The following is a 12,660-nucleotide window of genomic DNA, read 5'->3' on the forward strand; positions in this document are numbered from 1 at the left end:
GTCATGGCGGGTTACCCGAGTGGCCAAAGGGGACTGGCTGTAAACCAGTTGGCTTACGCCTACGGGGGTTCGAATCCCTCACCCGCCACAGGTCAGAGGCTCCGCGATCTCGTAAGAGGTCGCGGAGCTTTTGCGTTACCCGGGATCGGTTGCCGCGCGAGCAGCCGGTCGACGACGGCGAATTGTCGACCTGATTCACTCGATAGGCTTACCTTTTAATGGTGGTCATCCGGTAACACGGCCGCCATGCCACCGGTTGCCGTTTTTCGGACGGGCCGGGGTGAAACAACTGCCGCCCGTCGAGCGATTACTGATCTCGTACACGGTGCGGGTCCGGGAGACTGTCGCGTTCGGAAACGAACGAATCGAGCCGGTGGCTTGGCGCGGCTCGATGTTGTCCGAAATGCTCGTCCGCAGAGTCGACGTAACCTGCGAGGTCTCCGGTGTTGATGCTGATCATGGTGATCGTCGCCGTTGTCGGCGCGGTCGCTTGGTGGAAGAAGAAGGGTCGCTACGACGGCCCGGGAATGGCCCGGCGGATGTTCCGCGACGCATTGAGCTGGCTCCGCGTCGCCGCTGCGCGCGAGGACCGGGAATTCGTCGAACAGCGCCAGTGCCTGCTGCGCCGCATCGGCGAGACCGTGGCCGGGTTCGCCGAGACGCGTGCGCCCGGCGCGCTGTGGCTGGCCATCGAGATCAACCCCGAGGACCACGGCCTCCTCGGCGTCAACCTCGTCACGGACGAGGAGGACCTCGCCTTGGTACTGCCGGAGATTCTGCGACGTCGCGGACGATCGCCACAGGTCAAGGCCCGGATCCGGGAGTGCCGGTCGGAGCCGTCCGCGATCCGGGGCAACCCGCGGATCGCGCTGACCACCGGCCCGGCCCGCACCAGGCTGTTCGAAGACGACGCTCCCACCGCGGTCCCCGCGCCCGGCCGCGCGCGGCTGGTCGTCATCGGCCGGACCGGGGAAACCGTGCGCATCCCGGCGGCCGGCGGCGTCATCGGCCGTGACGTCGAGAAGTGCGAAGTGGTCGTCGAATCTCCCACCGTGTCGCGCCGGCACGCGCGAATCCGGCCACGTGCGGGCGGCGACTGCTTCCTCGTCGAGGACCTCGCCAGCGCGAACGGAATGTCCATCAATTCGCGCCCGACCGAAGCCGGAATTCTCCGTGACGGAGACATCCTCGGCCTCGGACGGAAACTCCGGTTGCGGCTCGAGGTGGTCGCCGATGAGTAAGCCCGCCGGTGCCATGATCGATCCCGGCCGCCTTTTCGCCCCCGGCCGTGATGAGTGCGCCCTCACGATTTGGCGCGCCGATGCCTGCGTCAAAGCCGTGCGTATCCGCCGGGGTGCGTCCGTGCTCGTCGGCCGCGGGGAAAACCTGGCCACCGAACGAATCGAAACCGGGCGCCACCACGTGACCATTCCCGCGACCGAACCGTGGATCTCGCGGCGCCACCTGCTCGTCCACCACACTGGCCGGGGCGTCCGCCTGGCGGTGCTCGAAGGCGTGCCGAACCCGGGACGGATCCGCTACTGGGGCGAGCTGGACTGGCGGCGCGTCGCGAGCGGGCAAGCGTGGGAGGCGCGGGACGGCCTCATCGCGTTCCGGCTCACCGATCGCCCCGACGACTGGGTGATCACGCTCACGGCCGACCTCACCGAGGAAGACCGGGAGCGCTCGTCCGCCGAGCAGACCGGCCCGGTCACCGAGCGGGCGACGCAAAACGTGATCGAGGTGACACCGCCCCAGCGGGACGCGATCGTGGCGGCGCTGATCGACGCCGTCCGCTGGCCACCGCCCGCGGGGTCGAGCCGGATCCGCGGCTGGACGGAGCTCCCCACGGGCGACGCCCACCGCATGGCCTACAAGCGGCTCGTGGGCGCGGCGGACACCGACCCCGACTTCCCCTGGCAGGACCGAGGCCGGCGCGGGGTCGACCCGGTTCTCCTGCAGCTGCTGATCGAGTCCGAAGCCATCACCTACGCCTCCGTCCAGCGGGCCCATCCCTGGCGGCCCGGCTCACCCGAGGGGCTCATCCCCGCCCGCCGGGCCGCCGACACGGAACGAGGAGAGCAGTCATGACGTCTCCAGCGCAGGAATCGTCGCCGGACGCGCTGGCCACCCGGCGGCCGGGGTGGCCGCTGTGGCCGGTCTGGATGCTGGGCAACGGTTTCGCCTGGCTGGGCGGTGCGTCCTGGCGGGCGCTCGACGACCGCCACGAACGCTCCTCGTACCAGGTGTCGGGCTTCTTCGTGCTGCTCAACGGCTTCATCGCGTGGGGCCTGGCCACCTTCGCCGCGGTCGGCATGGAACTGACGCAGAGCTTCGGCGCGGCTGCTCCGTTCGTCGCGGTCTGGGGTCTGTTCGTGATCGGCTTCGACCGGGCGATCTGCGCGGTGGTGTTCGATCCGGCGAGACGGACCGCGGCACGGCGCAGCTACCTCGCCAGGGCCATCTGCGCGGGCCTGCTCGGGTTCATGATCTCCGAGATGGGCGCGCTGGCCATCTTCGAGGACGACATCAACCGGACGATGAACGACAGCATCGCCGCGCAGGTCGAGGCCTCGCGGAAGCTGATCGTCGGGGCGGACGGCCAGCCGACCGACCGGGCGCAGCAGCTCGCGAAACTCCGGGCCGATCGTGCGAAGCTCGACACCGACGTCGCGAACGCGACCACCGCGGCCAAGCAAGCCGGTCTGGTGGCCGTGTGCGAGAGGCAGCCGGCGGGGTGCCCGCCGGACCTCGTCAAGTCGGGTCAGATCAGCGGCCGGGGCGGCGACGGCGGGCTGACGCGGCAGCGGGACGCGGACGCGGCCAAGGCACAGGCCGAGCTCACGCGGGCCACCACCGCGCAGACGAACGACGGACCCAAGCTGGACAGCCAGATCACCGCGCTCGACCAGGCCGTCCAGGCCGACCTGGGAAAGGCGGACGCGCTGGCCAAAGCCGAAGACGGCCTCGCGGCGCGGTGGCACGCGTTGCTGAAGTTCGCCTTCTCCGACGGCTGGGCGCTGGGCTTCCACATCATGCTGACGGTCTTCTTCATCCTGCTGGACCTCGTGCCGCTGTTCATCAAGATCGGCCGAGGGCGGACGCGTTACGACAGCACGGTGGTGCACGCCCGCAACCGCCACATCAAGGAGCTCGAATTCCGCGGTGAGGAGCACGCGAAGCAGCAGCGGGCACGGCTCGACCGCGTGACGTTGGAGGCCGATCTCGAGGGTGACGTCGCCAAGCTCCAGGCGCAGACCACCCGCAAGATCGAGGAAGAACGGCAACGGGTTCGCCTCGAGCGTGAGCTGGCGAAGCTGGCCCGGGAACCGGTCGAGGAGGAGACGTCGGAGGAGGAGCCGGCCGAAGACGACGCGGTCGAGCCCGACGGACCCGCTCCCGCCGAAGCGGAGGACGCCGGGGCCGGAGAGCCGCAGCCCTACGACACCGTGAAGATCCCGCACAACTGGGACATGGAGGACCGCGAACTGCTCGGCCGGGTGTTCGGTGGGCAGTACCAGGCGATCGAACCGCTGAACAGCGCCGACGCCGGTGGGTTCGGCCGGGTGCTGCGCGGCCGGGAGGTGGACACCGACCGGGAAGTCGCGATCAAGGCCGTCCGCGACGAGGCCGCCACCAAGCGGCGGTTGTTCAGGACCGCGCGACGCCGGATGTGGCAGCGGGAGGTCGAAGCGGCCCGGCGGCTGCAGCACAGCAACATCGGCGAGATCCTGAACTCGGGCGTCGATCGCCAATGGCTGTGGACGGCCTCGCCGCTCTACACGCCGGGAAGCCTGGTCAACTGGATCGCGAACGCCACCGCCCGAGGCAGGATCGGCTACACGCTGGGACGCACGGCCGAGTACATCGGTCAGCTCGCCGACGCGCTCGAGTACGCGCACAGCAACAACGTCAGCCACGGTGACATCAAGCCGACCAACGCCGTGCTGGACGGACCGCTGCTGGTCCTCGTGGACTGGGGTTTCGCCCGCGTGTTCTCCGCGGCGGACCGGAACGAAGTAAGCAGCGCCGGCGGTGGAACCCCGAACTACACGGCTCCCGAAGCGTTGCTGGGAGACAAGGACGACCCCGAACTGGGTGACCTGTATTCGATCGGCGCCACCTGGTACTACCTGCTGACCGGTCAGGCTCCCCACCAGGAGGCCGGCCGGCTCGCCGACAAGCGGGAACAGGCCCGGCGCATCCGATCCGGGGAAACGACGTACACCCCGCTCGACCAGCTCCTGCCGAACATCCCGCGGGACGTCGCGGGGCTGGTGCACACGCTGCTGTCGCCGGAGCCGGCCGCTCGGGTGGTCGGCCAGGCCGATGTTCGTCCGGCGACCGGGCTGAAGCAGGCGGTCAAGGCGGTGGCCCGGGAGATCGACAACTCCGGGCAGGCGGAGCTGGTCGTCGGGGCCACGGCAGTCCGGCTCGACCGGCCGGCCGCGGCGCGACCGGCGTCGACCGAACTGGAGTCGGGGATCATCTCGGTCGACGTCCCGACGCAGGCGCTGTCCGGTTCGTCGGCGCCTTCGATCGTGACCGACGACGAACCGACGGTGACCCTGCGGGCCTACAACGGCCGCAACGGGGAACGCACCATCCGGACGACGCTGCCCGAGACCGAGTTCGACGAAGACGAGCACTGAGCATGAGAAACGGCCGGTTTCCCTTGGGGGAGAGGGAAACCGGCCGTTCAGGTGGCGGCGTTCGGGGTTACGCCGCCTGGGGAACCGGCGTTGAAGCCGGGGTCAAAGCGAGGTCCAGGACCTCGCGGACGTTCGCCACCGCGTGGACGTCCAGCTGGGACAGCACCTCGGCCGGGACGTCGTCGAGGTCCGGCTCGTTGCGCTGGGGGATGATCACCGTCTTCATCCCCGCTCGGTGGGCCGCCAGGAGCTTCTGCTTGACGCCGCCGATCGGCAACACGCGCCCCGTCAGGGACACCTCGCCCGTCATCGCCACGTCCGGCCGGACCACCCGGCCCGAAAGCAGCGACGCCAGCGCCGTCGTCATCGTCACGCCGGCCGACGGGCCGTCCTTCGGGACCGCGCCCGCCGGGACGTGGACGTGGATGCCGCGCTCGCGCAGGTCGCCCACCGGCAGCTCCAGCTCCGCGCCGTGCGAACGCAGGTAGGACAGCGCGATCTGCACCGACTCCTTCATCACGTCGCCGAGCTGGCCGGTCAGCTGCAGCCCGGACGCGCCGGACTCCTGGTCCGCCAGCGACGCCTCGATGTACAGGACGTCACCGCCGGCACCCGTCACCGCCAGGCCCGTCGCCACGCCCGGGGTCGCCGTGCGCTGCGTCGACGCCGGCAGCGACGACTCGGGGATGTGCCGCGGGCGGCCCAGGTAATCCGGAAGGTCGGCGGCGTCGAGGGAAAGAGGCAGCGAGACCTCGTCCAAAGCCACCTTCGTCGCGATCTTCCGCAGCACCTTCGCGATGGTCCGGTTCACGTCGCGCACGCCCGCCTCGCGGGTGTACTCGGCGGCGATCCGGCTGAACGCGGCGTCCGTCACGACCACGTCGGCCGTGCCCAGGCCCGCTCGCTCCAGCTCCCGGGGGAGCAGGTGGTCGCGAGCGATGGTGACCTTCTCGTGCTCGGTGTAGCCGTCCAGCGTGACGAGCTCCATGCGGTCCAGCAGCGGGCCGGGGATGGTCTCCAGCGCGTTGGCCGTCGCCAGGAACACGACGTCGGACAGGTCCAGCTCGACCTCGAGGTAGTGGTCGCGGAACGTGTGGTTCTGCTCCGGGTCCAGCACTTCGAGCAGCGCCGCGGTCGGGTCGCCGCGGTAGTCGGCGCCGACCTTGTCGATCTCGTCGAGCAACACGACCGGGTTCATCGAGCCGGCTTCCTTGATGGCGCGGACGATCCGGCCGGGCAGCGCGCCGACGTACGTGCGGCGGTGACCGCGGATCTCCGCCTCGTCACGGATGCCGCCCAACGCGACGCGGACGAACTTGCGGCCCATGGCCTTCGCGACGGACTCACCCAGCGACGTCTTGCCGACCCCGGGAGGGCCCGCGAGGGCGAGCACCGCACCGGAACGCCGTCCGCCGACCGGGCCGAGACCCGATTCCGCGCGACGCTTCCGGACGGCCAAGTACTCGATGATGCGTTCCTTGACGTCGTCGAGGCCGGCGTGGTCGGCGTCCAAGATGGCCCGCGCCGCCGCGATGTCGTAGCTGTCCTCGGTGCGCTCGTTCCAGGGCAGCTCCAGGACGGTGTCCAGCCAGGTGCGGATCCAGCCGCCCTCGGGAGACTGCTCGGACGTGCGGTCCAGCTTGTCCACCTCGGCCAGCGCGGCCTTCTTCACGGCGTCGGGCAGCTCGGCACCTTCGACGCGGGCGCGGTAGTCGTCGTCCTGCGCGGTGCCGTCGAGCTCACCGAGCTCCTTGCGGATGGCCTCGAGCTGGCGGCGCAGCAGGAACTCCTTCTGCTGCTTCTCCATGCCCTCGGCGACGTCCTTGCGGATCGTGTCGGTGACCTCGAGCTCGGCCAGGTGCTCCTTGCTCCACTCGAGCGCCTTCTCCAGGCGCGCGCTGACGTCGAGTGTGGTCAGCAGCTCGAGCTTCTGCTCGGTGTCGAGGTACGGCGCGTTGCCGGACAGGTCGGCGATCGCGGAACCGTCTTCGACCTGCTGGACGGCGTCGATCAGCTGCCAGCCGCCGCGCTGCTGGAGGATCGAGATGACGACGGCCTTGTACTCGGCCGAAAGCTGCGCGGTCCGGTCGTCGGTGGTCTCGGTGGCGTCCTCGGCGTGCACCCAGCGGGCGGCGCCGGGTCCGTCGGCCATCCGGCCGACGAGCGCGCGGCCCGTGCCGCGCAGCAGGACGGCCGCCTTGCCGCCGGGCACGCGGCCGATGCGCTCGACCGTCGCGACGGTGCCGAACTCGGCGTACTCACCGTGGACGCGCGGGACGATCAGGACCTCGGCCTTCGTGGCGCCGGTCGACCGGATGCCCGGGAAGGACGCCTGGCTCGGCGTGTTGGCCTGGGCGGACTCCACCGCGGCCCGCGTCTCGGTGTCGGTGAGGTCGAGCGGGACGACCATGCCCGGCAGCACGACGTCGTCATCGAGCGGGAGCACGGGCAGGAGGCGGGTGTCGGACATGTGCACTCCTCGTGTAGTTGAGTCTGCCTAGCTCAACTCTCCGAAGGGTGTGTTTGTTTCCGATGGTGCGTTCGCCCACAGCGATCAGGAAAACCGCAGGTCAGGAGCCTGGCTTCTCCGCGATCCCGCACCACGCGTACGGCCGCGCCTCCGCCTCCAGCGCGTTGAGCTTCCGGTCCGGCCGCCAGTCCGGCAGGTGCACGATGCCTGGTTCGAGCAACGGCCAGTCACCGAACAGCGGCTCGATCTCCTCGCGGTCGCGCAGCCACACCGGGTTGCTCGTCTTCCGGTACTGCTCGACGAACCAGCGCAGCCCCGCCAGGGTCTCGCCGGTCCCGTCGCCCTCGCTCATCTGCGAGATCGCCAGCCAGCTCCCGGGCGCGAGCTTGTCCCGGTACGCCTTCAGGAGGCCGATCGGGTCGTCGTCCGGCCCGACGAAGTGCAGCACCGCCATCATCATCAGGCAGACCGGCTTCGAGAAGTCGATGAGCCGCTTCGTCTCCTCCGCGCGCAGCACGGCCTTCGCGTCGCGCATGTCGGCCTGGACGATGCCCGCCCAGTCCGTCGCCGCCTCCTCTTCGAGGATCAGCGTCGCGTGCGCGACCGCGACCGGCTCGTAGTCGACGTACACGACCGTCGCGTCGTGGTCCTCGGGCAGCTCGGCCTCGACGACCTCGTGCACGTTCCCGGCCGTCGGGACCCCGGAGCCGAGATCGATGAACTGCCGGATCCCCGCCTTCAAGGCCGCGCGGACCGCGCGGTTCATGAACTCGCGGTTCTGCTTCGACCCCGGGCGCACCAGCGGCCACTGCTGCTCCATGCGCCGGCCGAACTCGCGGTCCACGGCCCAGTTCTGCGTGCCGCCCAGGTACCAGTCGTAGATCCGGGCCGCGGACGGTTTCTCGGTGTCGACGCCTTCGGGTGCTCTCGGCGCGGAATCCCGCTGATCGGTCACTTCCGGCTCCCCTCGCTGCTCCGGGCGCCAGCCTATAAGGACTGGCGAGCAGGGGTAATCCGCCAGTCGTTCACCGAACGGCTGGTCGACGCTGCCAGTACGTCCACAGCGGCCGGTAGCCCTGCGCGTACCAGAACGGCGTCGACAGCGGGTTCGCCGCCGCGTGGTGCAGGAGGACGACGTCGGCGCCCTCTTCGTCCAGGACGTGGTGGGCGTGGGTGGCCAGCGCGGTACCGACGCCGGACGACCGCGCCTCCTTCGCGACGGCCAGCGACGACAGGTAGCCGACGCGGTCCGCCGCCACGCGGGCGCTGATCCAGCCGGTCTCGCCCGGGTGCTGGACGTTCACCATGCCGAGCGGACGGCCGTAGAGCTCGGCGATCCACACCGCGGGCTCCGGCCGGTTCAGCTTCTCGGCCAGGTCCTTGGTCAGGATGTCCTCGACGCCTTCGCGCCAGTTCACCGTGCCGTACTGGGCGTCGTAGGAGTGCAGCTCCATGCCGAGCGCGACGGCGGTCTCGAGGTCGCCGGGCTCGCCGCGGCGAATCTTGACGCCGGGGGTGCCGAGCGGCGTCGCCGGGACCATCCGCTCTGACGGGCGGACGGCGATCACCCGCAGCGGGGCGAACCCGTGGTGCAGCATCTCCCGCGCGCCGGCGCCGTCACGGCTGGCGCGCGGCACCACCGCGGCGGTCTCGGTGTCGCCACGCTCGGCGACCGCGCGCAGATGTTCATCCCATCGGGTGAGGAGGGCGTCCAGGACCTCCGCCGGCTGCGAACCCGCCAGCTGGAGGTCGAGCCGGTGTTCGGTCAGCGCGCGCCAGGGAGCGTTCGGCGCGCCCTGGTCGACCTGGATGCGCGAGGCGAGGCCGGAGGCGGCCGACGTGCCGGTCGCGACTTCGAGTACCACGGCGTTCTCGGCCGCTTCGAACGGAGAAGAACCGGGGAGCAGGGGATCCACCGCCGCGAGCCGGGCCGCGTGTTCGGTGGCGATCACATCGCTGTGCATGCACTTATTGAAGCGCTACGCGGGACCTCGTGCGCAGAGAACCACCCCTGCTTCGGCCAACGGGTGTTCCCGGGGGCCGGGTGGCGGAGTTCCCGGCCCCGGTTGCCGCAGAGTTTCACCCCTTGGTCCACGCAGGTCAGCGCCATCGAGGCATTGTTAACCCTGGGGTGATCTCCTACTGTCTCGAAAGGGACGCGGGTACGCCCTACGGGGTACGGTATGGCCCTTGTCCACACCCGAAGTCACGGATCAGCACCGGTGGACAAGCCGGGAGGGAAGGTCGGATGCCGGACACCAACGCCCACGGCGACGCCGTCGCACAGGCGCAGCCCGGGCCGGGAGCCGCTTCCGGGACACCGCCCGTTTCCGTCGAGGCCCGCACCGACGAGCGCCGCTTCCGCGCGTACACCTTCGCCGTCCTGAGCATCGGGCTCGTCGCCGCGTTCGCCGTCGGGTCCTGGCTGCCGTTCCACTGGGACAGCCGGCTGCTGTGGATCGGGCCGGTGCTCGCGGTCGCGTTCCTGCTCGCCGAGCAGCTCGGCATCAACGTCGACGTCCGCAGCGGCATCTCGTGGACGATCTCCTTCACCGAGATCCCGCTCGTCATCGGGTTCTTCGTCGCGCCGTTCGAAGTCGTGCTGGCCGCGCACCTGGTCGCCGGCATCGGCACGCTGCTCGCGCGCAAGGTCTCCGGCCGCGTCCTCTACAACGCGGGCGCGTTCCTGCTCGAGATCACCGGCGCCTTCGCGGTCGCCGGGCTGGTCAAGTACGCCGTCGGCGCGGGGGTCGGCGACAAGATCCCGTGGGTCGCCGCCCTGGCCGGCACGCTCACCGCACCGCTGGTGAGCACGCTGCTGGCGCTGGCCGCGGTCCGCGTCCTGCGGCGCCGCATGCGGGTCAGCACCGCGGTCCGGCTCACCGCGCGGATCCTGGTCGTCGGCTTCGTCAACGCGTCCGTCGGCCTGTCCGGCTACCTCGTCATCTCCAACACGCCCAAGGCGTGGCCGCTGGTGCTCGCGGTGTTCCTCGGCCTGACCGCGCTGTACTGGGCCTACTCCGACCTGCTCCGCGAGCAGCGGGACATGGAGGCGCTGTCGGACGTCAGCCTGATGGTGGCGCGCTCCGGCCAGCAGGCGGCGGCGCGCCCGGCCAGCCGCGCCGACGAGCTCGTCGGTGGCGTCGACGTCCGCGAATGGGCCACGATCGCCGAGCGCATCAAGGACCAGCTCGCCGCCGGCCGCGTCGTGCTGCGGCTCCGGCTCGAGCCGAAGGACACCATGCGCGTCGTCGTCGCCGGCGACGACCTGCCGCCCGCCGACCCGGCCGCCGACGACCCGCTGCTGCGCCTGCCCGGCGCGCACGTCCGGCACTTCCGGATCACCGAGGCCAACCCCGACGTCCGCGCGGCACTGCTCGACCGCGGCGCGCAGGAGGCGCTCGTCGTCCCGCTGCGCAGCGCGAACCAGCTGCTCGGCGTCGTCGAGGCGCACGACCGGCTGTCCCGCTGGCGCGGCTTCGGCAAGTACGACGTCCAGCTGCTCGGCACGATGGCCAGCCACCTCGCGACGTCGCTGGACAACCGGCGGCTGCTCGCGACGCTGCGCCACGACGCCTACCACGACCCGCTCACCGGGCACCTCAACCGGCCGGGCTTCCGGCAGGTGGCGAAGGAACCGTTGCGGGACTTCGCGAACGCCGTGGTGCTGCGGATCGACCTCGACGTCTTCTCGACGGTCAGCGACGCGCTGGGCTACGCCTGGGCCGACCGGATGGTGATCGCCGCCGGCCGCCGCATCCGCGACGCGCTCGGCCCCGACGTCCCGCTCGCCCGCCTCGAAGGCGCGTCGTTCGCGGCGCTGCTCGTCGGCTGCCCGCCCGAGGACGCCCACGCCGCGGCGGAACGGCTGCGCGAGGAGCTTTCCGCGCCGTATCCGGTGGACCGGCTGTCGGTCGAAGCCAACGCGATGATCGGCTACGCGACGACGACGCCCGAGGAGTCCGGCGACGTCGTCGACATCGAAGGCCTGCTCCAGCGCGCCGATGTGGCCGTTCGCGCCACCAAGGGCGGCGAAGAGGTCCGCGGGTACGTGCCGAGCATGGGCCAGATCTTCCTGCGCCGCTTCCAGATGGTCACGCAGTTCCGGCAGTCCCTCGAAGACGGCCAGGTCAGCGTCCACTACCAGCCGAAGATCACCCTGCCGAACCGGCAGGTGGCCGGCGTCGAGGCGCTCGTCCGCTGGGTGCACCCGGAGTTCGGCAGGCTCGGCCCGGACGAGTTCGTCCCGGCCATCGAGGCGGCCGGCCTGATCGGCGTGCTGACGTCGTTCGTGCTCGGCGAGGCGCTGAAGCGCTGCCGCAAGTGGCTCGACGAGGGCCTGCGCATCTCGGTGGCGGTCAACCTGTCGGTGCGGAACCTGGCCGACGAGGACTTCCCGAACAAGGTGGCCCGCGAGCTGGAGCGGGTCGGCATCCCGCCGGAGCTGCTGACGTTCGAGCTGACCGAGTCCGGCGTGATGTCGGACCCGCAGAAGGCGCTGCCGATCCTGCGTGAGCTGCACTCGCTGGGCATCACCCTCGCCGTGGACGACTTCGGCACCGGCTACTCGTCGCTGGCGTACCTGCGGCAGCTGCCGGTCGACCAGGTCAAGATCGACAAGAGCTTCGTCCTCGGCATGGGCACGGACCTCGGCGACCTCGCGGTGGTGCGGTCGATCGTCGAGCTGGGGCACTCGCTCGGGCTGACGGTGGTCGCGGAAGGCGTCGAGGAAGACGTGGCCCGGGACCAGCTCGAGGCGATGGGCTGTGACGTCGCCCAGGGCTACCTGATCTCGCGCCCGCTGCCGGAGGACCGCCTGGAGGCGTGGCTGCAGGCCCGCACCGCGCGCTCGCCGGGACGCCACTCCGAGACCGTCTTGACCCTGCTGACCTGAGGTTTTGTGCTATGGGGACCCCGGTTGCACGGCCGGGTGACGGGGGTTGGTAATCTTTCCAAGTCCTCGCGAGAGGCCAGGCCCCTTTAGCTCAGTCGGCAGAGCGTCTCCATGGTAAGGAGAAGGTCTACGGTTCGATTCCGTAAAGGGGCTCGCGAGTGGGCGGGCTATGCCCGGGGAAATCCCGAGCCTAGCTCGCTTCGCGGTGTCCATCTGGGGGTCGAACCCCCAGACCCCCGCCAAGGGGCTTCGCCCCCTGGACCCCCGGAGGTCGGGCGCCTGTTAGGGCGGTGTAGCTCAGTTGGCAGAGCAAGCGGCTCATAATCGCTGTGTCGCCGGTTCAAGTCCGGCCACCGCTACGCGGTAACGACTGGGGCTGGCCCCCGGGACCTGAGAGAGAAGGAAACGCTGTGGCTGCCACCGACGTGCGACCCAAGATCACGCTGGCGTGCGAAGAGTGCAAGCACCGCAACTACATCACCAAGAAGAACCGGCGCAACAACCCGGATCGCCTGGAGATGAAGAAGTTCTGCCCGAACTGCGGTACGCACCGGACGCACAAGGAAACTCGCTGACCGCGTAGCGCGTTCGCACCAGCTTCGAAGAGCCGCCCCGGACCACCGGGGCGGCTCTTCTGCTGTTGG

The 12,660-nt window shown here is 70.4% G+C and carries 8 protein-coding genes and 3 tRNA genes; 8 read left to right on the forward strand and 3 right to left on the reverse strand.

The window, feature by feature from the left end; genetic code table 11:
- Positions 1 to 5 precede the first annotated feature (5 nt).
- The 4 genes from AA23TX_RS43995 to AA23TX_RS44010 all read left to right on the forward strand — a co-directional run bounded on the left by AA23TX_RS43995 (position 6) and on the right by AA23TX_RS44010 (position 4,652).
- A tRNA-Tyr gene (locus tag AA23TX_RS43995) sits at positions 6 to 88 on the forward strand.
- A gap of 361 nt (positions 89 to 449) precedes the next feature.
- Positions 450 to 1,241: an FHA domain-containing protein gene (locus AA23TX_RS44000; protein WP_230863112.1), complete on the forward strand. Its 792-nt coding sequence runs from the start codon at positions 450 to 452 to the stop codon at positions 1,239 to 1,241.
- Positions 1,242 to 1,338: 97 nt separating this feature from the next.
- On the forward strand, positions 1,339 to 2,091 hold the full coding sequence (locus AA23TX_RS44005; RefSeq protein ID WP_155548832.1) for a hypothetical protein: 753 nt from the start codon (positions 1,339 to 1,341) through the stop codon (positions 2,089 to 2,091).
- Complete coding sequence (locus tag AA23TX_RS44010) at positions 2,088 to 4,652, forward strand: DUF4407 domain-containing protein (protein WP_155548833.1); 2,565 nt, start codon at positions 2,088 to 2,090, stop codon at positions 4,650 to 4,652. The genes AA23TX_RS44005 and AA23TX_RS44010 overlap by 4 nt, the downstream gene beginning before the upstream one ends.
- Before the next feature lie 67 nt (positions 4,653 to 4,719).
- Here the strand turns inward: AA23TX_RS44010 and lon are convergent, their stop codons facing one another.
- The 3 genes from lon to AA23TX_RS44025 all read right to left on the reverse strand — a co-directional run bounded on the left by lon (position 4,720) and on the right by AA23TX_RS44025 (position 9,086).
- Positions 4,720 to 7,122, reverse strand: coding sequence for an endopeptidase La (gene lon, locus AA23TX_RS44015; protein ID WP_155548834.1), 2,403 nt, complete (start codon positions 7,120 to 7,122; stop codon positions 4,720 to 4,722).
- A 100-nt stretch (positions 7,123 to 7,222) separates the two neighbouring features.
- Positions 7,223 to 8,077 (reverse strand): SAM-dependent methyltransferase, encoded by an 855-nt coding sequence (locus tag AA23TX_RS44020; RefSeq protein WP_155548835.1) that lies wholly within the window; start codon positions 8,075 to 8,077, stop codon positions 7,223 to 7,225.
- A 70-nt stretch (positions 8,078 to 8,147) separates the two neighbouring features.
- Entirely contained in the window at positions 8,148 to 9,086 is a 939-nt protein-coding gene (locus AA23TX_RS44025; RefSeq protein ID WP_155548836.1) for a GNAT family N-acetyltransferase, read from the reverse strand.
- 284 nt (positions 9,087 to 9,370) lie between these two features.
- On the opposite strand from AA23TX_RS44025, the gene AA23TX_RS44030 reads away from it, so the two are divergent.
- The 4 genes from AA23TX_RS44030 to rpmG all read left to right on the forward strand — a co-directional run bounded on the left by AA23TX_RS44030 (position 9,371) and on the right by rpmG (position 12,591).
- Positions 9,371 to 12,016: a putative bifunctional diguanylate cyclase/phosphodiesterase gene (locus tag AA23TX_RS44030; protein ID WP_155548837.1), complete on the forward strand. Its 2,646-nt coding sequence runs from the start codon at positions 9,371 to 9,373 to the stop codon at positions 12,014 to 12,016.
- Positions 12,017 to 12,096: 80 nt separating this feature from the next.
- Positions 12,097 to 12,169: transfer RNA gene (locus AA23TX_RS44035), tRNA-Thr, on the forward strand.
- Positions 12,170 to 12,302: 133 nt separating this feature from the next.
- A tRNA-Met gene (locus tag AA23TX_RS44040) sits at positions 12,303 to 12,375 on the forward strand.
- A 51-nt stretch (positions 12,376 to 12,426) separates the two neighbouring features.
- Complete coding sequence (gene rpmG / locus AA23TX_RS44045) at positions 12,427 to 12,591, forward strand: 50S ribosomal protein L33 (protein ID WP_005152047.1); 165 nt, start codon at positions 12,427 to 12,429, stop codon at positions 12,589 to 12,591.
- Positions 12,592 to 12,660: the final 69 nt, after the last annotated feature.

The organism is Amycolatopsis camponoti, from assembly GCF_902497555.1.
In the GTDB taxonomy this organism is placed as follows: domain Bacteria; phylum Actinomycetota; class Actinomycetes; order Mycobacteriales; family Pseudonocardiaceae; genus Amycolatopsis; species Amycolatopsis camponoti.